General features: G+C 47.8%; 24 protein-coding genes. 15 read left to right on the forward strand and 9 right to left on the reverse strand.

Features of this window, described 5'->3' with window-relative positions:
* Positions 1–5: 5 nt before the first annotated feature.
* Genes QUE65_RS03340 through QUE65_RS03360 form a run of 5 tightly spaced genes read right to left on the reverse strand, consistent with a single transcriptional unit; the run spans position 6 to position 5,921 of the window.
* Complete coding sequence (locus QUE65_RS03340) at positions 6–1,262, reverse strand: glycosyltransferase family 9 protein (protein ID WP_286281886.1); 1,257 nt, start codon at positions 1,260–1,262, stop codon at positions 6–8.
* Between the two features lie 46 nt (positions 1,263–1,308).
* Complete coding sequence (locus QUE65_RS03345; protein ID WP_286281887.1) at positions 1,309–2,322, reverse strand: lysylphosphatidylglycerol synthase transmembrane domain-containing protein; 1,014 nt, start codon at positions 2,320–2,322, stop codon at positions 1,309–1,311.
* Positions 2,319–3,836: an ArnT family glycosyltransferase gene (locus tag QUE65_RS03350; RefSeq protein WP_286281888.1), complete on the reverse strand. Its 1,518-nt coding sequence runs from the start codon at positions 3,834–3,836 to the stop codon at positions 2,319–2,321. Before QUE65_RS03350 ends, QUE65_RS03345 begins: the two co-directional genes overlap by 4 nt.
* A gap of 6 nt (positions 3,837–3,842) precedes the next feature.
* Complete coding sequence (locus QUE65_RS03355; protein ID WP_286281889.1) at positions 3,843–4,736, reverse strand: NAD(P)-dependent oxidoreductase; 894 nt, start codon at positions 4,734–4,736, stop codon at positions 3,843–3,845.
* A 9-nt stretch (positions 4,737–4,745) separates the two neighbouring features.
* Positions 4,746–5,921: an MFS transporter gene (locus QUE65_RS03360; RefSeq protein WP_286281890.1), complete on the reverse strand. Its 1,176-nt coding sequence runs from the start codon at positions 5,919–5,921 to the stop codon at positions 4,746–4,748.
* 40 nt (positions 5,922–5,961) lie between these two features.
* Here QUE65_RS03360 and QUE65_RS03365 point away from each other — a divergent pair, with 40 nt between their 5' ends.
* Positions 5,962–6,768 carry a DUF3047 domain-containing protein gene (locus QUE65_RS03365; RefSeq protein ID WP_286281892.1) on the forward strand — a complete coding sequence of 269 codons (807 nt, stop codon included), beginning with the start codon at positions 5,962–5,964 and terminating at the stop codon, positions 6,766–6,768.
* On the opposite strand, the gene QUE65_RS03370 is transcribed toward QUE65_RS03365, so the two are convergent.
* Positions 6,765–7,739 (reverse strand): Bug family tripartite tricarboxylate transporter substrate binding protein, encoded by a 975-nt coding sequence (locus tag QUE65_RS03370; RefSeq protein ID WP_458574767.1) that lies wholly within the window; start codon positions 7,737–7,739, stop codon positions 6,765–6,767. The genes QUE65_RS03365 and QUE65_RS03370 overlap by 4 nt on opposite strands.
* 188 nt (positions 7,740–7,927) lie before the next feature.
* Here QUE65_RS03370 and apbC point away from each other — a divergent pair, with 188 nt between their 5' ends.
* The 11 genes from apbC to QUE65_RS03425 all read left to right on the forward strand — a co-directional run bounded on the left by apbC (position 7,928) and on the right by QUE65_RS03425 (position 18,748).
* Entirely contained in the window at positions 7,928–9,046 is a 1,119-nt protein-coding gene (gene apbC, locus QUE65_RS03375) for an iron-sulfur cluster carrier protein ApbC (RefSeq protein WP_286281894.1), read from the forward strand.
* A 12-nt stretch (positions 9,047–9,058) separates the two neighbouring features.
* Positions 9,059–9,619: a DUF3305 domain-containing protein gene (locus tag QUE65_RS03380; RefSeq protein WP_286281896.1), complete on the forward strand. Its 561-nt coding sequence runs from the start codon at positions 9,059–9,061 to the stop codon at positions 9,617–9,619.
* Positions 9,619–10,302: a DUF3306 domain-containing protein gene (locus QUE65_RS03385; RefSeq protein ID WP_286281898.1), complete on the forward strand. Its 684-nt coding sequence runs from the start codon at positions 9,619–9,621 to the stop codon at positions 10,300–10,302. The genes QUE65_RS03380 and QUE65_RS03385 overlap by 1 nt, the downstream gene beginning before the upstream one ends.
* A gap of 21 nt (positions 10,303–10,323) precedes the next feature.
* Positions 10,324–12,417, forward strand: a complete 2,094-nt coding sequence (locus QUE65_RS03390; RefSeq protein WP_286281900.1) for a 4Fe-4S binding protein — start codon at positions 10,324–10,326, stop codon at positions 12,415–12,417.
* A gap of 9 nt (positions 12,418–12,426) precedes the next feature.
* A complete protein-coding gene (locus QUE65_RS03395; RefSeq protein ID WP_286281901.1) occupies positions 12,427–13,062 on the forward strand; it encodes a TorD/DmsD family molecular chaperone in 636 nt (211 codons plus the stop codon).
* Positions 13,063–13,204: 142 nt separating this feature from the next.
* The gene (locus QUE65_RS03400) at positions 13,205–13,423 is read left to right on the forward strand and encodes a formate dehydrogenase (RefSeq protein ID WP_215371898.1); all 219 of its coding nucleotides are present in this window, start codon (positions 13,205–13,207) and stop codon (positions 13,421–13,423) included.
* Positions 13,424–13,481: 58 nt separating this feature from the next.
* Positions 13,482–16,460: a formate dehydrogenase subunit alpha gene (locus QUE65_RS03405; RefSeq protein WP_286281903.1), complete on the forward strand. Its 2,979-nt coding sequence runs from the start codon at positions 13,482–13,484 to the stop codon at positions 16,458–16,460.
* Positions 16,461–16,488: 28 nt separating this feature from the next.
* The gene (fdh3B, locus tag QUE65_RS03410) at positions 16,489–17,139 is read left to right on the forward strand and encodes a formate dehydrogenase FDH3 subunit beta (RefSeq protein WP_286281904.1); all 651 of its coding nucleotides are present in this window, start codon (positions 16,489–16,491) and stop codon (positions 17,137–17,139) included.
* On the forward strand, positions 17,136–17,363 hold the full coding sequence (locus tag QUE65_RS03415; RefSeq protein WP_215371903.1) for a hypothetical protein: 228 nt from the start codon (positions 17,136–17,138) through the stop codon (positions 17,361–17,363). Before fdh3B ends, QUE65_RS03415 begins: the two co-directional genes overlap by 4 nt.
* Before the next feature lie 48 nt (positions 17,364–17,411).
* Positions 17,412–18,449 carry a formate dehydrogenase subunit gamma gene (locus tag QUE65_RS03420; RefSeq protein WP_251371918.1) on the forward strand — a complete coding sequence of 346 codons (1,038 nt, stop codon included), beginning with the start codon at positions 17,412–17,414 and terminating at the stop codon, positions 18,447–18,449.
* A 5-nt stretch (positions 18,450–18,454) separates the two neighbouring features.
* Positions 18,455–18,748: a hypothetical protein gene (locus QUE65_RS03425; protein WP_286281906.1), complete on the forward strand. Its 294-nt coding sequence runs from the start codon at positions 18,455–18,457 to the stop codon at positions 18,746–18,748.
* A gap of 48 nt (positions 18,749–18,796) precedes the next feature.
* Here the strand turns inward: QUE65_RS03425 and QUE65_RS03430 are convergent, their stop codons facing one another.
* From QUE65_RS03430 to QUE65_RS03440, 3 genes are read right to left on the reverse strand one after another with little or no spacing between them, the layout of a single operon-like run.
* Positions 18,797–19,423 (reverse strand): YbhB/YbcL family Raf kinase inhibitor-like protein, encoded by a 627-nt coding sequence (locus tag QUE65_RS03430; protein WP_286281908.1) that lies wholly within the window; start codon positions 19,421–19,423, stop codon positions 18,797–18,799.
* Positions 19,424–19,450: 27 nt separating this feature from the next.
* Positions 19,451–20,140 (reverse strand): ATP-binding cassette domain-containing protein, encoded by a 690-nt coding sequence (locus QUE65_RS03435; RefSeq protein WP_286281910.1) that lies wholly within the window; start codon positions 20,138–20,140, stop codon positions 19,451–19,453.
* Positions 20,133–20,828 carry an ABC transporter permease gene (locus tag QUE65_RS03440; RefSeq protein ID WP_286281912.1) on the reverse strand — a complete coding sequence of 232 codons (696 nt, stop codon included), beginning with the start codon at positions 20,826–20,828 and terminating at the stop codon, positions 20,133–20,135. The genes QUE65_RS03435 and QUE65_RS03440 overlap by 8 nt, the downstream gene beginning before the upstream one ends.
* 74 nt (positions 20,829–20,902) lie before the next feature.
* Here QUE65_RS03440 and QUE65_RS03445 point away from each other — a divergent pair, with 74 nt between their 5' ends.
* The 3 genes from QUE65_RS03445 (at position 20,903) to cls (ending at position 23,880) form a co-directional block, all read left to right on the forward strand.
* Positions 20,903–21,451: an LOG family protein gene (locus tag QUE65_RS03445; protein WP_286281914.1), complete on the forward strand. Its 549-nt coding sequence runs from the start codon at positions 20,903–20,905 to the stop codon at positions 21,449–21,451.
* A gap of 178 nt (positions 21,452–21,629) precedes the next feature.
* Positions 21,630–22,409 carry an endonuclease/exonuclease/phosphatase family protein gene (locus QUE65_RS03450; RefSeq protein WP_286281915.1) on the forward strand — a complete coding sequence of 260 codons (780 nt, stop codon included), beginning with the start codon at positions 21,630–21,632 and terminating at the stop codon, positions 22,407–22,409.
* 1 nt (position 22,410) lies between these two features.
* Positions 22,411–23,880 (forward strand): cardiolipin synthase, encoded by a 1,470-nt coding sequence (gene cls, locus QUE65_RS03455; protein ID WP_286281917.1) that lies wholly within the window; start codon positions 22,411–22,413, stop codon positions 23,878–23,880.
* Positions 23,881–23,885 lie beyond the last annotated feature (5 nt).

A 23,885-nucleotide genomic window follows, 5' to 3' on the forward strand; every position in this document is an offset into this window, starting at 1 on the left:
CATCTTTATGACGCGCGCGCGTGATCGGCCGCAGTAATTTGCACGGCCAACTGCTCCATCACCTGAGACACTGAAATGGATTTCATGCAAACATTATCTTGGCACGGTGTCTTGCGATGGTTAGCAGCACTGACGCACGGTGAGCAGGCAAGATTCGCGGTAATTGGAATAGAGTTACCAAGAGAGCCATAGAGGGCTGGGGTCTCTGGCCCAAAGAGTACAACGGTATGCAACGCAGTAACGGATGAGAAATGCCCAGGACCAGAATCATTCGTGACCATGGCATGTGCAAGCGTATAGAGTGCCGGGAGCTCAGAGAAGCGAACATGGCCCGCAAAATTAAGAGCGCGTTTGACGCTGGCCGCCAGGCGCACACCCTCCACATAAGTATGTTCTGCGGGCGACCCGGTGATCAAGATTAAATCGTCGGGATAGCGCTGATGAACTGCCATGATGAGTTCTGAGAAACGTTCAGGAGCCCAACGCCGCTGGGGTAATAAATCACTTGCGTTTGGATTAATCAAAATGATGCGCTGCTGACCCACTTTGAATGGAATGAGGGCTTGCTGAGCCAAATTCTCAATCCGGATTTGCAAGTTTTGTTTGACGCTAGGATCAATGACTGCTTGGGCAAGACGGATCTCATCATCAGAAATTGTAATTTTGCTAAATGGCAACTCTTGCTGATCAGCAAAGGCAGCATATACCAAGGAAATGAAATTCTTCGCAATATGAATATGGGGGTTGTAATGCACTTTACGTGTCAGCATAGTGCCACGCCATAAACCTTCACCATGAAAAATATCGTACCCCACTCGCCGTCTTGCTCCACATAAGCCAGTTAACAAAGCCGTAAAGCGCGAGAAGAGTTCTAGGTCAATGACAGTATCGATACGATAAAAGCGGGCTTTAATCAAAAATCCCAAGGTATCAAGCGCTAACTTCCAAAGACTCGATGAGTCAATCGTAAAAATATGCTTGGGGTTTACAGTATTGAGTAAACCTAAGCTCGCTGCATTGCTTTTAAAGATTAAAAAATAAATCTCAGCACCATTTGCTTGTGCTTTACGCATTGCAGGATCAACTAAGATCGCACTGCCCATTTCAGAAAGCTCAATAAACAATAGTCGCTTGGGAGGACCTGGTTTTCTGAATGGTTTTGCAATCAAATCGAATAAAGCCACGATCGGACTGGCAAGTGCGCAAAGTGGCACACCGGCCCAGTGGTCAATGGTTCGCATTGCGTTAACGCTGATTGCCATTCTATTTTCCTAACAGTCGAAGACTGTATTTTATGCTGAGCAGGACCTACTTCCGTTTGAGCAGTTGATAAGCGCCCGGGAGGACGCATATCAAGGTGATGGCGCCATAACTAATTGAACCCAAAACGGTCAAGGATGGGCTAATTCCCCATAAGGCAAGCACCGAGGCTAATGTCGCTTCACGCAAACCCCAGCCCGAGATACTAATTGGCAGCATCAGCAATAAACTCAAGGCTGGCAATCCAATCATGAGGGCTTCGGTGGGTACATCGGCGCCATAGGCTTTTAAGCAAAAGCCAAGCGCCAAAATATTAAAACAATGAATACCGACCGCAAAAATAGCCTGACCGATATTGGTTGGCCAAGCAAAGGCAAACCGAATCCCTGGCAAGGAATGATCAAGCGCAAAGCGCGCCAAGAGCCTCTGAATCATTGCCATCAGTGGCTGGTAACTTAATGCAAAAGCCAATAGAGCGCCGCCGCCAAGCATCAGTGTTAAAACCCAATACCCCAACTCAGTTCCCCAAGAAGCGAGAGTGGCGCCACCCAGTACCAAACCAATGCCACCTAAGATATTGTTTCCCATGAGACCGACAACGCGATCTAAGAGGGTCATCGCAAATCCCAGTCGTAATTTGGGACTCTGTTTTGCTAATTCTTCAGCGTGAGACAGCTCTTTTGTTAGTTCATGTTGTTGACCGATTTGTCCGCTACGGGTTAAATGCGTACCGGCAATGGCTCGATAACTGTCGCCCCCTAAAGTACTGGGTAAACCTTGATTAATTAAGCCTCCCGAGAAATACAGTCCGATATATCCCGGCAGGCTGCCTTGAAAGCCTGCGCGTCGCATAAATAAACCCCAACGCAGGCCGCCGCATACGAAAGCAGCAGTGATGCAAAGCGCTCCAGCGATCAGCCATTGGGCTTCTAGCTGCAGCTCGGATTCAAACAGGGTTTTCCAATCAATACCACTCGTTGCTTTCCATAAAAGAGCAATCGACAGAATGATCCGAATAGTGGGCCAACTCTTTTTAAGGACTGTTTTCCATGAGGCACTCATGGGCGTAAGGATAACGCCTCTCGTTGCGGGTTCGCCTTTCCGCCCCAGCCCTGACAATAACTGAGCTCAAACTGGCTAAGTGCCTCACCCATATGACCAATACTAAGTCGATCTAGGGGGCGGCAGGTCCGAAATTGACCTTCGCCCACTGGAGGTTTAAAAGACATTTGTGACCAATTGAGCAAAATCACATTCGATCCCTCGGGCAAGGATCCAAACCACAAATCAAATTGATCAAATCGATCATCCAATACAAAAACAGAAGTCGGTCTGGCATACCAGGCCACTCGGCTTGCTAAGCTCCAATTTTGGACCGCGATGCCGCTCGCTTTTAGTTCTTTAACCAAGAGATTGGCAAGGGTTGATGCGGAGCGCCAGCCATATAAATCAGCAAGGGGATTCGATTTCATCTGATTCGCAATCGGATAGCCTGCAGTCATTACGAGTGTTAGTCCTACTGCAACCAGTGTCCCTTGGATTGCTAAAAATAAACTGATCAGCCAACGCTTGCCTTGCTCCCACCAAAGTGCAAGACCAATACCTGCTAGAGGGGCCAAGCAAAACCAAGCCGGCATTGTCCAATGCGGTAAACCACCACCTCCGGATAAAACAGCAAATACTGCAAAGGGTAGTGCGAAGAAGATGAATAACATTGCCAATTTCACCGAAGACTGGGTCGATGACCAGCGCATTACGCTCCATGAGCCGAGGAGGGGTAGAAATCCAAATACACCAATTTGAATTCCGATAAAGGCGGCAACTCGGCGCCATTGCCAGGTACCGCCGGCACCATGGTCAATTTGATAACGAAATGAGATCCAGTCATGGGTAGCATTCCACAAAATTACTGGGCTGATCACAACAAGTGCAATCAGAATAGCAATGTAAAAGCCTGGATTCTTAAGGGTGCTCCACCGCGGGACACTCAAGCAAGCGATGCTAAATGCCAGTGCGTATAAAACAGCAGTGTATTTACTCAGTCCGGCCAATCCAAACAACACCCCCAACAGAATCCATTGGGAAAATCGATAGTGACCATCTTGCATCATCCACCGCAAAGCCATCCATAAAATACCGAGGGCAAGAGGTGTTAATAGTGAGTCAGGTACCAATCCAACAGCAAGCACATGCGGTAAGGGTGCGAAAACAATGACGGCCACAGCAAATAATCCCGCGCGTGAGGATGACTGAGGCTGCGTTTGCGAATGGTAAAAATTCCATACTTGCTCGGCAATGTGATAGACCATCGTGCACGACACGATCCACAGCACAATCGGGATTAGTCGCAAAATACCATCGGGTGCGTTGATGGCTACGAGTGGCCACTGAATCCATCCCACTAGCGGTGGGTGATCAAAATAACTCCAGGCGAGACGATCTGCATATAAGGCGTAATGCGCCTCATCAACCGACAGCTCGGTAGTAAAACCTAACGCAAGATGGATAATTGTGCCGAGCGCAATCAGAATAAATGCCCAAGCATGCGGTGTTTGCTTGGCAATTAGTGATGACATAGAACGTCAGACTTTATTGGCGAGATACAGTTGGTACAGTGCGTGATAGCCATCGCGCGCCATCCCATCATCGAGCATGAGTTGGTAGAGTCGCTTCGCTTGCTCTAAGCCAGGTAAATGAAGCCCCATTTGCTCGGCAGACTCAATTGCTAGGCCAATGTCTTTAACAAAGTGCTCAGCCATGAACCCTGGGGCGAAGTCGCCCTTGATCATGCGCGGTCCTTGCACATTGAGCTGAGTTCCACCTGCAGCACCGCTCCCAATGACTTTGAGAACGGCTAAGGCATCAAGTCCTGCTGCTTGGGCGTAGCGAATACCTTCACAAACCCCCATGATGGTAGAGGCAATCACAATTTGATTGCAGAGTTTGGCATGTTGACCAGATCCTGCGGGCCCCAGGAGGGCAATGTTATTACCCATGCATTGGAAGATGGGTAAAACACATTCATATGCGCTTGGCTCGCCACCGACCATGATCGACAAACGTGCATCTCGGGCACCGATATCGCCACCAGATACCGGCGCATCAAGAACAAAAACTTGATGTTCACGAGCAAGTTGAGCAATCCGCACAGCCAATGCCGGACTTGAGGTGGTCATATCAATCGCAATACAGTTTGGCTTTGCGCCAGCCAAAATACCATCGACCCCCAAATAAACCTCCTCAACATCCTTTGGATAGCCAATGATCGTGATGATCACATCACAGTGAGCAGCCAACTCTTTTGGCGAAGAATGCCAAATCGCACCTTGCTCAACTAATGCTTTTGCTTTCTCTGGAGAGCGGTTAAAGAGATGCAGTGGATAGCCGGCTTTCAACAGATGCGAAGCCATGCTCTTGCCCATGATGCCAGTACCAATAAAACCAACTGCCGGTAGTGATGTTGTTGGAGAGTTCATGATCGTATTTTAAAGGGGCTGTCCTCGTGTCGGTTTGCGCTGAATTCCAAGCCAAATCAGGGCAAGGGCAATGATCGTGAGCGGAACAATCGATCCTAAATTAAGAAGAGTCCAGCCTTGCGTCGTAATTAGAACCCCAGAGCTCAGTGCTGACAAAGCAGTTGCAAGGAATACAAAGAAATTAATTGCGCCTTGGGCCTTATCGCGTTCCGATGGGCGATAAGCCTCAAGGGCTAATGTCGTACTGCTAGTAAATAGAAAGTTCCAACCCACTCCGAGTAAAAATAGCGCGGTCAAAAAATGAAAAAAGGTAATTCCAGAGAGTGCAATCATGACGCAGGCAATATTGAGTGCCACCCCCGTACGTAACACCCACATCACACCGATGCGCTTAATGAGGGTGCCCGTAAAAAATCCCGGAGCAAACATGCCAATCACGTGCCACTCGAGAACCCAAGCGGTTTTGTCAAAGCTAAATTGACAGGCTTCCATGGCTAATGGTGTGGCTGCCATGAGTAAGTTCATCACACCGTAGGCAAGTGCTGCAGTTAGAGTGCAAACAATAAATAAGGGCTGGCGCATGATTTCAGAAAGAGGCCGACCAGGCTCTTGGTCTGGATCAACGCGCTTTTCAGGAAAATGAATTTGACTAACGACCCCAATCGCAATTAAGGCAACACCGGCTAAAGTGATGTAAGCCCCCGCAAATGGTTGCATGAACCAATCCCGCGTCCAGCTTGCCATATTGGGTCCTAGAACAGCTCCCAAAATTCCACCAGCAAGCACCCATGAGATGGCTTTCTCTTTGGCTGTTTTATCGGCAAGCTCAGCGGCCGCAAACCGATAGAGTTGGGCATTGGCGTTATAAAAACCAGCAATCACTGTGCCAAGGTTCAGAAGCCAAAATTGTTTCTCAAGCGTTGCAAAGGCACACACGAGTGATGAAAAGAAGGCGACTAATAAAGCAATCTGAAATGAGCGTTTCCGACCCAAGCGTCGTTGAACTTTAGCCACGAGGGTCGTTGCCATGGCACTACCGACCACATAGGCCATAACCGGTAGGGTCGCCAGCCAAGGTTCTGGCGCCAGCGCAAAACCCACTAAGCCATTGATGGCAATAAAGGTAACGTTATTGGTGAGATAAAGCCCTTGAGCCAGGGTTAAAAACCAGAGATTTTTATTCATTCTGCATGGTCATAAAAGCTCTACGATAATGCATTGCATCATGGCCAAGTCATTTCATCATCGCATTCTTTATTTTCTTCTGAGCATCTTGATGCTGGGATGCGCAGCAACGGGCTCCAATTCTAATCAGTCTGGCGCAGAAAAATTAGATCCCTTAGTTCCCCGTGAGGAGATTACGAAATTTTCGGAGCAGTCAGTAAATGAACCTTTGCGAGGTTGGAGTTTTTATCGAGTAGCACCCTATAAAAAGAATACGGCCTATCGTCTTGAAAATTATCAGGGCCGAACGGTACTCAGTGCCAATGCAAAAAAATCGTCATCGGGATTGGCTGTAAAACTCAAACCGCGCCCATCGCAACATTTATGGCTTGAGTGGCAATGGAAAGCCACCGGGACTCTTGATAAGGCAAATAATCTAGATCGATATGCTGATGACGCACCTTTGCGGATATTAGTGGCGTTTGATGGCGATCAATCTAAATTGAGCATGAAAGATAAAATGGTAGGCGAGCTTGCACAAATCATGAGTGGTCAAGAGATGCCCTACGCAACGCTGATGTATATCTGGTCACCCAACGGACAGCTCAATCAAATCAAGCCCAATTCGTATACCAATCGGATCAAAATGATTGCGGTGGATGTGGGAAAAGAAAACTTAGGGCAGTGGCGCAAGCACAGCAGAGACTTGACTGCGGATTACCAGGCCGCCTATGGCTATGCTCCAGGCAATGTGATTGGTATTGCGCTTTTGACAGATACGGATAATACGAAGTCCGATACGAAGGCCTATTACGGTGATATCGAGCTGAAATACAAACCATTCTTAAAGTCTAATTCAAAAAACTAATCGATTTTTGCTCCCGCTTGTTTAACAACAACAGCCCACTTTGGCATTTCCTTTTTTAAGAAGGCAGAGAAGTCCTCAGCATTCAAAAAAGCAGGATCAGCACCTTGAGAAATCATCTTTTGTTGTATTTCTTTTGATTCCAGCGTTTGTTTAAAGGCGTTCGAAAGTTTCAAAACAACGTCATGTGGCGTGTTCTTTGGTGCCAAAACTCCATAAAACCCCACAACCTCCAATTTGGCAACCCCAGTTTCATTTACGGTAGGAACATCAGGAAGCGCTGAATTGCGTTTACTACTAGTTACTGCCAGCGCCCGCAGCTTGCCTTGCTTTGCATAATTCGCGGCCTGGGGAATGGATTCGGCCATGAATTGAACTTGCCCAGCCATTAAATCCATAAAAGCTGGCGCACTCCCGCGATACGGAATATGAACCATAAATGTTTTGGTTTCTTGCTTGAGCATTTCAGGGACTAAATGTGAAATGCCCCCATTTCCAGCAGATCCGTAATTCACCTTTCCAGGATTGCGTCGAATATAGTCTATAAATTCACGAAGCGATTGCGCAGGCACTTCATTATTAACAATGAGAGCCAAGGGCTGTTGTGCAGTTCGAGCAATTGGCTGAAAATCTTTGAGTGTGTCATAGGGTAACTGATTGTAAATGGCTGGATTAATCACCATAGTTCCGGTATTCGCTAACAACAGGGTATATCCATCAGCGGGGGCCTGTGCTACAAATTGAGCCCCAACGGTACCGCCGGCCCCAGCTTTGTAATCAATAATGACCGATTGACCAAGCGTTGTTTGAAGGCGATCTGTCAAGAGGCGAATGTGGGCATCAAGGGGGCCGCCCGCAGGAAAACCAATAATGATTTTGATTGGTTTATTGGGAAAAGTGGGGTTAGCTACCGATTGCGTCATTAGACTGAGTAACGAAATCAGTACGAAAAACCCATTGCGTAAGAATCTCATATGGCAAGCTTATCAAAACTACCAAATTCAAGGAGACTTTAGTAGCAAAAAAAATCAACAATCCACCCCAACTTTATTTGGGTACTTTATGGAGCTTAATGATTAATCAAGCCGAAGAAAAAGCCCCCTCTGCTTGAATATCAATTGAGGTCTATCATTATGGGTTTAGAGTTTATTAGTCCTCAGAAGTGGTAAAAAAAGTAAGCAAGGAGACAAAATTGTCGGTTAGTACGGAACAGGTTCAACAGGCCCTAAAAGGGGTAAAAGATCCGAATACTCAAATTGATTTTGTGAGTTCAAAATCAGTACGTAATCTCAAGGTCAATGAGGGAGATATTTCCCTAGATATCGTTTTGGGGTACCCAGCCAAAAGTCAAATTGACCTGATTCGTCAATTGGTCGTTAGTACCATTCGAGAGCTTCCCGGTGTAAAGAATGTCAGCGTGGCCATCACCACCGATATCGTTGCACACGCAGTACAACGCGGTGTGAAGTTACTTCCTGGAGTGAAGAACATTATTGCGGTCGCTAGCGGTAAGGGTGGTGTCGGAAAATCAACGACCGCAGTTAATCTAGCTTTAGCATTAGCTGCTGAGGGCGCTCAGGTGGGAATCTTGGATGCTGATATTTATGGCCCCAGTCAACCGATGATGTTGGGTATTACTGGTCGGCCAGAGTCTCTGGCTGAGAACACGATTGAGCCTATGGAAGGACATGGTTTGCAGGCCAGTTCGATTGGTTTTCTGATTGAACAGGACAACCCGATGGTTTGGAGGGGGCCCATGGTCACCTCGGCCTTAGAGCAACTTCTACGTCAAACCCGGTGGCGCGACCTAGATTATCTGATTGTGGATATGCCACCAGGTACTGGCGATATTCAGTTAACGCTTTCACAAAAGGTTCCGGTGACAGGATCGGTAATCGTTACTACGCCTCAAGATATCGCACTACTTGACGCTCGTAAGGGGCTCAAAATGTTTGAAAAAGTGGGAATCCCCATCATCGGCATTATTGAGAACATGAGTACATACATATGCCCCAAATGCAATCATGAGGAACATATTTTTGGTGAGGGTGGCGGTAAGAAAATGTGCCAAGACTATGGCGTTGACTTCCTTGGTGCCTTGCCATTGAATTTATCCATTCGGGAGCAGGCGGACTCGGGAAGACCAACCGTTGTGGCTGATCCTGATGGTGCAATTAGCGCTATTTATAAAGGGATTGCGCGTCAAGTTGCCATTCGGATTGCGAACCTGAGCAAAGACATGACTAGCAAGTTCCCCAGTATTGTGGTGCAAAAGACCTAAAGGGATCGCATCATGCGCTTTGCCATCGTTCTGCGAAAGGAAAAGATTGATAATCCCTGGCAAAACTATCGTTGGCGCTTGATAGAAGTTGTTCCAGATATCGGTCAGTTTGGTAGCGCTTTGGAGCAAGCGGGGACAGAACTTAACCCCAAGGTAGTCGGGCGATTTTTAGAGCAAGATGACGATGGCGAGTCCTGGTTGTTTGCAGGCTTTGACTTCCAATTTTTTCGGGATGAGGCCGAGGGCTATTATTTAAATTCCACTTCACCCAATCCATGCTGGTTTGTGATGTGGCGTCTTGAAACCGATTTTGAGACTTATCTAGAGCCAAATTCAATGCCGAAGGTAAATAATGAAGATGGGGCGGGGCTTGCGATACCCCATCGATTAATGTTGAGTTACAACGAGGCGGCCCGATTGATTGATGGCGGTGAGCAAGTCGACACAAGTCCCCTTCAAGAAGAGATGAAGGCCTTCCTAGCCCAATACGTTGCTGCCAATTACAAACCAGAACCCAAGAAGCGTGCGAAACCAGCCTCGTTTAAAGGTGCCAATCGCCCAGCGGAGCCCTAATGGCTGAAAATAATTTTTTATCCCGCTGGTCTCGAAAAAAAGCTGGGCTAACTGAAGAGACGGCTTCAACACCGTCGGCTGCACCTATTGCAAAAGTAACTACGCCAACGCCTGCACCAAAGAATGAAGATCGCGAGCTTACCAAGTCATCCCCTGATCAGGATCAAACAAAACCCCCACCACCAACTTTGGATGATGTTGAAAAAATCGATGTGAAATCACCTGATTTCTCAGCGTTTATGCGCCCCGATGTCGATCCTCTAGTGCAGCGGGCTGCTCTTAAGAAGATGTTCAGTGATCCACACTTTAATGTGATGGATGGCCTCGATATTTACATTGACGATTACACAAAATCAGATCCCATTCCATTGGATATGCTCAAGCGTATGCAGCAATCCGAGCTTCTGGGTCTCTTTAAATCGGCTGAGGAACTTTATCCTGATAGCATCCAGAAAACGGAGTCTGAGATAACACCAGTCGAGGATTCACCCGAAAAGCTTGCTTCCAGTTCGCATACAGCGGAGTCCGCCGAATCTAATCCAGCAAAGCCAACTCTGGTTGATCAGAAAAGCACGACCCAGCCAATAGAGATAGAATCTGAGGCAACAAGCCCGAAGGCACCAGAAACAATACCAATTGGAGAGAGACAGGCTAAACGTAATTCTGATCAAACAGATTCTTAATGCGTTTGCTTTAATACAGTGATGAGTAAAAAATTAGTCTGCGATTGCAATCGCAGCATGCCCCTTGACCCTAAGGAACTGGGTTTACCCATTCATACGGCTTTGTGTCGTCAGGAGGTTGGACAGTTTTTAAATGCTTTAAATGAGTCTGAGCCGATTGTGGTGGCTTGCACGCAAGAGCGCGCCCTGTTTTCTGAGCTTGCGACTCAGGCAGAAAAACCCCTGGTTGCGCCCCTTAAATTTGTCAACATTCGTGAGATGGCGGGTTGGTCCAAGAATGCTACCGAAGCACATCCAAAAATTAAAGCATTGCTATCGGTTACCGATTTGCCGGAGCCAGATCCGGTTCCGATTGTCGACTATCACAGCGATGGGCGTATCCTAATTATTGGCCCTGGAGAGCAAGCTTTGTATTGGGCTGAGCAACTGGGTCAGTCATTGGAAGTGAATGTTTTATCAACCGAGCCCAGTCCTTTGCCTACTGGTCGCAGCTATCCCGTTTTTACCGGAAAGATGACAAGCCTTGAAGGTTATCTAGGGCGCTTTATCGCCAAATGGGAACTAAACAATCCTATTGATCCAGAGATGTGTACACGTTGCGGAGCATGCGTTGCCGTATGCCCTGAAAATGCGATTGATTTGTCATTTCAGATTGATTTGGATAAATGCAAGTCACACCGCGCATGTGTTACTGCATGCGCTGGCATCGGCGCAATTAATTTTGATCGAGTAGAGCGTTCTCGTGAGGGTGAGTTTGATCTGATTCTTGATCTACAAACCAATCCCAGTATTCAAATTAGTCAAAAACCACAAGGATATTTTGCTCCCGGCTCAGATCGCTTCAAGCAATCAATGGCAGCTAGCCAATTACTTGGAATGGTCGGTGAGTTTGAGAAGCCAAAGTATTTTGTATATACCGAAAAAATTTGTGCCCATGGGCGTAATGGCAAAGTAGGGTGCTCCGCATGCATTGATGTGTGTTCAACGCAAGCAATTCAGTCGGTGTTTAAAGATGGTCAGGGTAAGGTAGAAGTCAATCCCAATCTTTGCATGGGATGCGGCGCCTGTGCCACTGTTTGTCCCTCAGGGGCGATGCGCTACAACTTTCCAAGCGTTGCGTATCAGGGCCGACAGATCAAAGCACTGGCACAAACGTACTTAAGCACTATTGGTAGCTCGAAGCCTGGTCAGAATGCGCCAACCGTATTAATTCATAGCCAACAGGCCGGCACTACTCTTTTGGAGAACGTTGGCCGTGCTGCGCGGACGAAACCTAAAGAAGTTGTTGGATTGCCAGGATTTGTCATTCCCTTTGCCGTTGAACATATTGCGTCTACCGGAATTGACTTGTGGTTTGGGGCCATGTCCTATGGTTTTGGTGAGGTTGTTTTACTACTGAGTGGTGACGAAGACCCTGGATACCGAAGTGCGCTTACTGAGCAGGCAGATCTAGCCAATTCGATTACGCAAGCATTAGGCTATGGCTTGCGTGTGCGTTGCATGATGGCCTCCTCAAGCTCAGACGTGGATACAGTCAATCGGGTCATGATGGAGTTGCTGACCCGTAAAGCCCCAAAATTGATGGCTCCGCCAGCCAGTTTTGCACTGGCTACCCAAAAGCGCGAGACCCTTGAAATGAGCTTGGAGTATCTCCTGCAATTTGCTCCTCAGGCTTTGCCCGCCGAAGGGTTGCCATTACCAGCCCACTCACCCTTGGGGGCAATTGTGGTGAATAAAGATGCTTGTACTCTATGCATGTCCTGCGTGGGAGCTTGCCCAGAGGGTGCTTTGTTGGATAACCCCGATGAGCCACAGCTCTCATTTATTGAAAAACAGTGCGTGCAGTGCGGATTGTGCGAGCAAACCTGCCCTGAGCAGGCAATTGCCTTAAGTCCCCGTTTAAGCTCAATCGAGCAACGAAAGCAAAAAGTCTTGCTAAATAAGACCGAGCCATTTCATTGCATCAGCTGTGGAAAAGCATTTGGAACCCTAAAGATGGTCGAATTAATGCTTGGCCGTATTGGTACACACCATGCATTTTCTGGTGATGCGCTTGATCGTTTGAAGATGTGTAGCGATTGCCGTGTTGTGGACATGATGAAAAAAGAACTGTGAACAAAATTCATGAGCGAAGCAAATACCCCCCAGACACCAGAACTTAGCCAAGATGGCCTCGCTGAAGACTTAGCACGTGCTGACTTGTATGGCCTCCTTGCTAACTTATTTTTTCAGCCACCGGATCAGATATTGCTTGACCAAATTAGCGCTTCAGGAAATTCTGAGGCGCAAGATAATCAGGCGCCATTAGCCAATGTTTGGATGAATTTGGTCGAAGCAGCGAAGAACAGCAAAGCAGCGGATTGGAAAGCGGAATACGACAGTAGTTTTCTGGGCGTCGGTAAGCCGAATATTTTTTTATACGGTTCGTATTACCTTGCTGGGCATCTTCATGAAAAACCACTCCTCGATATCAGGCGCTCACTTCTGCAATTTGGACTGGAAGCCTCGGATTCAGTCGCGGAAACCGAGGATCACATCGCCGCCTTATTTGAGGTCATGCGTTACTTGATCGCGGGGGAGGATGTGGGCGTTTCTAACCTTACTAACCAAAGGGTTTTTTTCAACGATCACATCCGGGCTTGGTATGACGATTTATGTGATGCTATCGATGCCGACCCGGAAACCCACCTATACAAAGCAGTTTCGGCTTTAACCCGGGAGTTTTTGGCAATCGAAAGTCAAAGTTTTGATATGGTTTAGTTAAATTTAATTGACACAATAGCTTTGGTATTTAAGGGTAAGTCCTAGCGAAAAAAACATGCAAAAACTTACATAAATAATTCAGTTCTTCTAAACTAAATTAGTAGAAATGCAATAACTATATTCGTATAAAGGAATATTTATGGACAGCAAAAAACCAGAAGCAAATGAAAAAACGAAATCCTCGCGTCGTACATTTTTTATTGGCGCAGGAGTCACAGTTGGTGCAGCTGCGGTTGCTTCCCAAACTCCATTAGGGCAAGCCGTTGTTCAAAATGTTGCTGAAGCGGTAACCACCAAACCGGATGGCTATCACTTAACTGCTCACATTAAGAAGTATTACCAAACAACGCTCGTTTGATTGAGCGTTTTTTATTGAACTAACCAATTTATTATTCGCACATCGCAGGAGTCTCACCATGAGCCTAACTCGCAAATCCACCTCAGCCTCTAGCCGGGTTCCATCCCAATTGATCGGTAGCCTCTCGCGCGGACTGCGCTCAGCAGTACCGACCATGGATCGTCGAACATTCTTAAAACGTTCCGGTATTGGTGTTGGTGCTGGTATTGCTGCCACGCAATTGAACATGCTTCAAAAAGCCAATGCGGCTGAGACCAAGGCGATGCTCGATGGCAAAGGTAAGATTGAAGTGAAACGAACAGTTTGTACCCACTGCTCTGTGGGATGTGCGTTTGATGCCACCGTTGAAAATGGGGTTTGGGTTCGTCAAGACCCCGTGTTTGAGTCCCCCATTAACATGGGTGGCGCCTGTGCGAAGGGCGCGGCGTTGCGCGAGCATGGTCATGGCGACTATCGCTTACGGACCCCAATGAAATTAGTCGATGGTAAGTATCAGAAAATTTCTTGGGACCAAGCGCTCGATGAAATTACCGCCAAGATGAAGGATCTGCGTTCAAAATACACGCCGGATTCCATCTTTTTTATTGGCTCATCCAAGTACAACAACGAGCAAGCTTATTTGCTCCGTAAGTTTGTATCGTTCTACGGTACGAACAATACCGACCACCAAGCACGTATTTGCCACTCCACCACGGTTGCGGGTGTAGCCAATACCTGGGGCTACGGTGCGATGACCAATAGCTATAACGACATGATGAATTCAAAGACTGCGTTATACATTGGCTCTAACGCTGCCGAAGCGCATCCTGTGTCGATGTTGCACATGCTCCATGCAAAAGAGAATGGTTGCAAAGTAATTGTTGTTGATCCACGTTATACCCGGACTGCGGCGAAATCGGATCAGTATGTACGGATTCGTTCCGGTACCGACATCCCATTCCTCTTCGGTGTGCTTTATCACGTCTTCCAAAATGGTTGGGAAGATAAGAAATACATCAACGATCGCGTCTTTGGAATGGACGACATTCGTAAAGAGGTGATGGAGAAGTGGACTCCTGCAAATGTCGAAGCGGCTTGCGGAGTTCCAGAGGCGCAAGTGAAGAAGGTTGCAGAAACCATGGTCAAGAATCGTCCAGGAACGATTGTTTGGTGTATGGGACAAACGCAGCACACGATTGGTAACGCCATGGTTCGTGCATCTTGCATCTTGCAATTAGCGCTTGGCAATATTGGCGTTTCTGGTGGCGGTGCAAACATCTTCCGTGGCCACGATAACGTTCAGGGTGCAACCGACGTTGGTCCTAACCCCGATTCCCTACCAGGCTACTATGGCCTTGCCGCTGGTTCGTGGAAACACTACGCTGCCGTATGGGATGTTGATTACGAGTGGATCAAGGGTCGTTATGCCCCCGACATGATGGAAAAGTCTGGAACGACTGTCTCCCGTTGGATTGATGCGGTCCTTGAAAAAGATGACATGGTCGATCAGGCAACCGCGGTCAAAGGCGTGTTCTTCTGGGGCCATGCACCTAACTCCCAAACCCGTGGTCTCGATATGAAGCGCGCCATGGATAAATTGGATCTCCTCGTTGTGGTCGATCCTTATCCAAGCGCAACTGCAGCAATGGCAGCAATGCCTCCTGCTCCAGGAGGAGAGGTCAATAAAAATCGTGCAGTTTATTTGCTTCCAACCACAACCCAATTTGAGTGCTCAGGCTCTGCAACGGCATCGAATCGTTCAGTGCAGTGGCGCGAGAAGGTCATTGATCCGCTCTTCGAGTCTGTTCCTGACCATGTCCTCATGCAAGCTTTTGCTGACCGTTTGGGCTTTGGAAAAGAGCTCTCGAAAAACTACAAGATGCTGGATTCCAAGTTTGCTGGTAAGAACTGGAAAGAGCCTGAGGTCGAATCGATTCTGCGTGAAATTAATAAAGCGGTTTGGACCATTGGTTACACCGGTCATACCCCAGAGCGCTTAAAGGCGCATATGCGAATGATGAGCGTCTTTGATCCAAAGACCTTGCGTTCACGTGGCGGTAAAGATCCTGTGAGCGGCTACGATACAGCAGGGGATTATTTTGGACTGCCATGGCCTTGCTTTGGTAACGCTGCCCTTAAGCACCCTGGTTCACCCAACCTCTATGACACCAGCAAGCACGTGATGGATGGTGGCGGTAATTTCCGAGCCAACTTTGGTGTCGAGAAGGATGGTAAGTCCCTCTTGGCTGCGGATGGCTCGTTCTCGAAAGGTGCCGATATCAAGACCGGTTACCCTGAGGTCGATCATATTTTCTTGAAGAAGTTAGGTTGGTGGAATGAGCTGACCGAGGATGAGAAAAAAGCTGCTGAAGGAAAGAACTGGAAGACAGACCTTTCTGGTGGAATCATCCGCGTCACCATGAAAAACCATGGCTGCCATCCATTTGGAAATGCGAAGGCGCGTGCGGTGGTGTGGAACTTCCCAGATGCCATTCCGATTCACCGTGAAGCGCTTTATAGCACGCGTCCAGACATGGTTGCGAAGTATCCAACCCACGACGACGTGAAGACTTTCTGGCGCTTACCGACTTTGTTTAAGACAGTTCAGGACAAAGCAATTGAAGATAAGCTCTATGACAAGTTCCCCATTATTCTGACCTCAGGTCGTTTGGTGGAGTACGAGGGCGGCGGCGAGGAAACTCGCTCGAACCCATGGCTTGCTGAGTTGCAGCAAGAGAACTTCGTGGAGATTAATCCAAGTGCAGCAGCCAAGCGCGGTATTAAAAACTGGGATTTTGTTTGGGTGAAATCGCCAACCGGAGCCAAGATCAAGGTACGCGCATTGGTAACCGAACGTGTTGCACCAGATACTGCTTTCGTGCCCTTCCACTTCTCAGGATGGTGGGAAGGTAAGGATTTGCTCGATTTTTATCCAAAAGGAGCGTATCCGATCGTTCGTGGTGAGGCTGTCAATACCGGTACTACCTATGGATATGACCGTGTCACCATGATGCAAGAAACCAAGACCACGATCTGTCAGATCGAAAAGGCTGCTTAACTAACACCGCAAAGTCAGGAGATCAACTATGGCAAGAATGAAATTTATCTGCGACGCAGAACGGTGTATTGAATGCAACGGTTGCGTAACAGCGTGTAAGAACGAGAACGAGGTACCTTGGGGCGTTAATCGCCGACGGGTTGTGACCATTAATGACGGTATCGTTGGTGCTGAGAAATCGATCTCGGTGGCCTGTATGCACTGTGCAGACGCACCGTGTATGGCAGTCTGCCCAGTGGATTGCTTCTATCGCACCGATGAGGGCGTGGTTCTCCATAACAAGGACACCTGCATTGGCTGCGGCTATTGCTCGTATGCCTGCCCATTTGGAGCGCCTCAGTTCCCAAGCTCCGGCGTGTTTGGTTTACGTGGCAAGATGGACAAGTGCACCTTCTGCAGTGGCGGTCCTGAGAAGAACGGTAGCGTTGCTGAATTTGAGAAATATGGCCGTAATCGCCTCGCCGAAGGTAAGTTGCCATTATGCGCAGAGCTTTGCTCAACCAAAGCACTGATTGGTGGTGATGGTGACGTGATTGCCGATGTATTCCGTACCCGTGTGGTCAAGCGCATGGCTGCTGGTAAGAATGCAGGCGCCGATGTATTCGGTTGGGCAACCGCTTACGGTAAACCGAATGCCCCCGCACCTGCTGCTAAACCAGCTGCTGGAGGTAAATCATGAAATTAGCCCTGACTGGCACCCTTGTTGCAGCCTCCCTTTTGGTGGCAGGTTGCAACGAGGCAGCCGTTGGTACCTCAGCATCCAAGCGACCCGATATTGCACCTTACATGGGAGCCGATAACGGGTTTATGGCCAAAGGTTGGAAGCCAGGTGATCAAGCGAGCTGGAATGCCGAGATTACGAAGCGTAATCAGCTTCAATCCGAGTACAGCCGAATCAAATAAGAATTAAAACAATTTGGGGATAAACCAATGAATGTATCGTTTGGCTCTATGCTTCGAACCATCCTTGTGGTTTCAAGCCTTGCCGTCAGCTCTTTCAGTTTTGCTCAGCAGGGAACCGCACAGTCACCAACCCCGCAAAAAGTGGAATCAGTCAACATCATGGATGTTGGTAGAGCCCCAAATGCGACCTCGCAAGCTGCCATTGAGGCTGGAAATAATCAACCGGGCAACAATGCGCCGATTTGGAGAGCGGTCAATAGTGAAACAGTGAACTATGTTTCTATACCGAATAAAGAGGCTGGTGTATTAATTCAGAAAACTGGTCAAGAATGGCGCTTAATTCGCAATGGCGTAATTACGGTTTATGGAGCCTGGCTATTGACCTTTGCGCTCTGTGGTGTAGTCGCGATGTACGTCCTCAAAGGGACCATCAAGCTACATGAGCCAATGTCAGGTCGAAAAATTCAGCGCTTCACTTTGTTAGAGCGCATTACCCATTGGACGATGGCCTTTACTTTCGTTGCTCTGGCATTTACAGGCATCATGATTCTTTGGGGCAAATATTTCTTATTGCCATTAACGGGACCAGCATTTTTTGGAGCCTTTTTACTTGTTTGTAAGAATGTGCATAACTTTGTTGGACCCGCATTTACTGTCAGTATTGTGGTGTTCTTCCTTCTATTTGTTCGCCGAAATCTCCCTGAGAAGGGTGATCTTGACTGGGCCTTGGGTTTTGGTGGCCTAATTTCAGGAAAACATATTCCTGCAGGATTTTTCAATTTCGGTGAGAAATTCTGGTTTTGGGTTGGAATGGTGATTTTGGGTTCAGCAGTATCCGCATCCGGTTGGGTGCTCGATATGATCGTGCCATTTATTCAAATCGAATACTGGCGCGGTACGATGCAGATTGCAAACATCATTCATGGTGTCGGAGCGATTTTGATGACCGCACTCGCACTCGGACACATCTACATTGGTACGATTGGTATGCAAGGTTCGATCGATGCCATGAAAACAGGGTATTGCGATGAGACCTGGGCCAAAGAACATCATGAACTTTGGTATAAAAAATTAGGAAAGGGATAAGCACAATGAAACGTTGGTTAGTCAGTATCGCTTGTTTATTTGGTTCATCGCTTGCCTTAGCTGCGTTGCCACCCCCAACTCCTCAACAAGCTGAAGCAGCTGCTCTGGCACGGGCAAAAACGGCCTATGCTGGAACCGTTGCAAACTTTCAGCTTTGCCAATCGATTAATGCGGTTGCGGTGAAATACAAAACGGCTGGCACGCCTGATCCAGCGCCTTGCGCAGCGCCACCCCCATTTGTACCGCCTCCAACAGCAGCAGTTGCGCCAGCGCCTGCAGCGGCGCCTGCTAAAAAATAGCCAGGTTACTTTTCAAAGCAATCCCCAAGTTCTTACTTGGGGATTTTTTTATTTGACAGCGGGATTAAGGGTGTAACGACCCGTGATCTGAGCGCTAGCCAAAATATGACGTTGTAGAGCCGCAAGAGCGGTTTTGCCATCAAAGGTGGTACCGAGGCCCAACGATGCTGTATTTAGGGCGTAGACCGTGAAAATATAGTGATGCCAGATACTGTCATTCCATGGGGGGCATGGGCCGTCATAGCCAAAGTAATTCCCCTTCATTTCAGCGTCACCTGAGAACCATGCGGTGTAATCATTAATACCGTGCTGGGCTCCATGGTGCGTTCCAGGACCGGGTTTGCCACGGGGGACTACTTCAGTTGAATAGTGACTCGCTGGGATCTCAGTAATCGTTTTAGGGATATCGACCATGACCCAGTGAAAGAAATCAATACGAGGTAGAGAGGCGGGAACCGATTTACCCTCTTGATTGACATCATCGGGTTTGGAGGGAACATCGGGATCATGACAAATCAAAGCGAATGATTGTGTACCAGCGGGAACATCGTCCCAGCGCAAATGGGGATTGTGATTTGATCCAAGACACACATGCCCACGATCATTGGGGATACAAAACGCATACTGACCAGGAATTACCGCACCATCTTGAAAACTTGAGCTGACAAGTCGCATAGGGTCTCCTAATATTGAATAATCCAGTTATTGTGCAATAAATTCTCGCGCAAGAAACTGGGATCCCTCTTTGGTCTGAGGGTTTTTAAAGAAGACCCCGGGCGAGCTTATTTCAAGGATTTTGCCGTCTTGCATAAAGATTAGATGGGTTGCTAAACGTTTGACCTGAGCCATATTGTGGGAGGCAAATAAAACGGCTTTCCCATCCTTGGCTAATTGAGCAATCATCTGCTCAACATCATCGCTTGCGTTGGGGTCTAGATTGGCGGTTGGCTCATCAAGCAGGACCAATTTTGGATTTTGTAAGCGGGCGCGCGCAAAGCACAGCTTTTGACGTTCTCCAGCGGAGAGACGTTGTGCAGGATTATTGGCCAAATGGGCAATCCCAACCGATTGCAGGACCTCATCAATTGCCTCATCACGAATGGTTCGATCGGTATCTCTCAATAAGGTAAGGTGCTCACGCACGGTCGCCTTAAGCATTGGTGTGTAATGAAATACCAGCGCACTTTCGTGGGGCGCAAAGGGGCGCTCGCATTGACCAATCGAGGGCTCAATCAAGCCATGGATTAGGCGTAATAAGGTTGTTTTACCAGCGCCATTAGGGCCAACTAGGGCGGTAATGCCTCTTAATGGAATATGGAGATCATCGGATTGCAAAATGGTGCGCCCATCTCGGATGACGCCAACATTATGCAGATTCAGTAATTTATCCATACCGCCGCTCCGCAATCTGTCGAACGACAAATATGAATATATTTGCCAATATCACAATACCAAGTAGGACGATGCCCAGAGATAATGCAAATGCAAGATCACCCTTGCTCGTTTCAAGAGCAATCGCAGTGGTCATCGTACGCGTTACTCGATCAATATTGCCGCCAACGATCATTACTGCCCCGACCTCGGAAATCGCGCGGGCAAAGCCAGCCAGAATGGCGATTGTTAATGAGAAACGACAATCCCAAATCAACCATTTCAGACGAGAAAAATAAGGTAGGCGCAAGGCCATGAAGGTATCGCGATGAATCTTCCAAGAATCCTCCAGCAATTGGCGGCTAAGCGCCGCGATTAAAGGGGTGGTGATAAAAAACTGAGCTACGATCATTCCTTTAACCGTAAATAACCAGCCCCATTCCCCAAAGGGGCCGCTTCTTGACAAAATCAAGTACACCAAAACACCCACAATCACCGTCGGAATGCCCATGAGGCTGTTTAGGATGACGATTGCAACCCGCTTGCCTGCAAACTCTTCAGTAGCCAGCCAAGCTCCCAGGGGAAGCCCGACTAGGGTTCCCAGTATCAACGCTGTGATGCTGACCTGTAAGGAGGTGATGACAATGCGTACGATAGCCGCATCAAGATGGGCTAAGAGTGCAAAGGCATCAATAAAGGTGGAGCTCATGAGCAAAAATCATTAAGAAGACCATTGGATTCTAACAATCAATGTCATTCAAGTCTCGGTGGCACAATGATGTGATGTCAATCACTGTTTGTGTCTTTTGTGGATCTCGACCCGGTTTAAATCCGGCTTGGTCGAATGCTAGCAGCCAGTTGGGCTCCGAAATTGCCAAGCATGGCTGGCGACTCGTCTTTGGGGGCGGCGGTGGAGGGTTAATGGGCGAGCTCGCTCGAGGAGCAATCGCATCGCATGGAACGGTAATCGGGATTATTCCCAACTTCCTTACGGAGGCCGAACCCGTCATTCAAGATCTATCCGAGCTTTATGTGGTTGAAAGTATGGTTGCCCGTAAAGAAATGATGATTGATCTCTCGGATGTATTTGTGGTTCTTCCGGGCGGGATCGGCACGATTGAAGAGTTGTTTGAGGTGTGGACTGGTAATCATGTCAAGGCATACAGCAAACCAATTCTGATTGTGAACTTGAATGGTTTTTATGACTCACTCCTTCAATTTGCTCAACAGCAGTTTGATGACGGCTTTTTAATTGAGCGTCATTTTTCCTACATCACCGTTGTTACCACTATTCCCGAGGCAATTGCTTTTCTGCAATTAAAAGCTAAGTAATTCGGTATCATTGACGCTATGGCTGATGTCATATGTCTATGTAACCAAATATGGGACGAAGATTTGCGAGAGTACTTGGCAACTCATGCAATTAACTCTATTGAGGAGTTGCGCCAAGAGGCATCGATTTGTAATAAATGCATGCAGTGCGAAGAGCTCGTTCAAACTGAAATTTATCATGCGCGCATTCGACGCCAACAGCATTCATCCTAGTGCGATCCAGCCTGCTTCAGGCTTACGGGTCATCACGATTAATATGCATAAAGGGATGTCCCCCCTGAAAATTGACTCCACCGTCTATCGTTTGCGTCAGCGCTTGAGGTCTCAGCATCCCGATTTAATTTTTATTCAAGAATTGCAACAGGAGAACTTACGTCGGCAGAAACGGTTAGTTGCCTGGCCTAAGCATGAGATTACTCATTTTCTGGCCGATGGCTTTTATGCGGACTGGCATTATGGAAAAAATGCGGAGTATCGACATGGTCATCATGGCAATGCCATCCTCTCTAAATTTCCACTGCACAAAGGACATAATTACGATATCTCAGCCTATCGGTTTGAACGCCGTGGCCTTTTGCATTCCATCATTCAGTTAAAAGAAGGCCTACCAATCCATTGTTTTTGTGTCCATCTTGCCTTGCTACAACGTGGGCGAGAGCGCCAAGTGGACGCTATCTTGCAGCATATTGAGACCCTATCGAAGCATGAACCTAGCATCATTGCAGGCGATTTTAATGACTGGCGTAATTCAGCGAGTGAGCCGATGAGCGAAGCAGGCTTTGTGGACGCGTTTGAGAGTTTGTATGGCGTACCGGCTAAAACTTTTCCAAGTGCTAAGCCAATGTTAGCGATGGATCGGATCTATGTACGCGGTCTGAAGATTCATAAAGCGCAAGTATTGACCGAATGGTCCAAACTATCGGATCATTTGGCCATATACGCAGAATTAGGTCACTAACATGATGCACCTGTTCACCGGCACTATTTTTGGGTATCACGTCCCGTGGTTTGTGATCCTCCATGTCGTGATTGCAATCCTATTTTTCCTGCGAATCATTTGGGTGCGACGCCCAGTGGGTGTGGCAGTTTCGTGGTTACTGATTATTGTTTCCTTCCCAATTATTGGACTGATTCTCTATTTGACGATTGGTGAGCGGCCCGTTGGCCGAACACTAACGAGCAAGATCATTCGGATGGAAAAGGAGTACGCCAAAATTAGTAAGGCGATGCGCCAACTACATGAGCCTGACCGAAGCCTCCTGCATCCTGATGCGCATGCGATTAGCCTACTTGCGCAGGCTAAGAACGGCACGCCAGTGGCGGCTGGTAACCAGATCGAACTATTTACCAACTCGCTTGAGATCTTGCAGCACTTTATTGACGAGATTAATCGTGCCCAAAAATCACTTCATCTTGAGTTTTACATTTGGGCATTAGGAGGCGATGCCGATCGAGTCGGCGAAGCCCTGATTGCCGCATCCAAGCGTGGGGTGAAGTGCCGCGTTTTGCTTGATTCTTTGGGAAGTTCGAGCTGGTTTAAATCTGTTTGGCCTGATCGCTTTGCGAGCGCCAAGATCGAGGTAACTGAAGCCTTGCCGATTCAGTTTGGTCGTTTTCAGTTTCGGCGTGCTGATCTGCGTTTGCATCGCAAGATATTCATCATTGATGGCGAGATTGCATGGACCGGAAGTATGAACTTGGTTGATCCCCGTACCTTTAAACAGGATTCTGGGGTGGGGGAGTGGGTTGATGCGATGGTCCGAATCCAGGGACCCGTTGTTTCCCAGTTCGAGCTCACCTTTTCGTACGATTGGAGCGTTGATAACCCACGAGTGATGCATTTTCATGATCGCGATGGTCTTAATAAGAAGCCAGCTGGTAACGCTTTGGCTCAGGAGTTCTCATCGGGACCAGTTTATCGAGATGACATCCTTTATCAAGTCTTACTCTCTGCCGTATTAGACGCACGACGAGAGTTAGTGATTACCACCCCGTACTTTGTGCCCGACGAGGGCTTGGTTCAGGCCTTAATGGCTGCTGCTCACCGAGGGGTGAAGGTCAAGTTAATCGTGCCACGCTTAAATGATTCAACACTTGTTGCATGGAGTAGTCGCAGCTTCTACAGTGTTTTGTTAGGAGCGGGAGTGGAAATCGCTGAGTTCAAGGGTGGGTTACTGCACACCAAGAGCCTTTTGATAGACGAGCGGATAGCTATTTTTGGATCGGTGAACTTTGATCAGCGTAGCTTAAGACTCAATTTTGAGATCAGCCTCATTGTTTATGATCAAACCTTCTGTGCGCAACTCAAACAATTAACGGCCAGCTATCTAAAACGCTCACAGATTATTAATCGGATCGGGTGGGAACGACGACCACGGTGGCGTAGACTGCTTGAGAACACTGCGCACCTGGTATCGCCCCTACTTTAATACCC

Source organism: Polynucleobacter sp. HIN8 (genome assembly GCF_030297615.1).
In the GTDB taxonomy this organism is placed as follows: domain Bacteria; phylum Pseudomonadota; class Gammaproteobacteria; order Burkholderiales; family Burkholderiaceae; genus Polynucleobacter.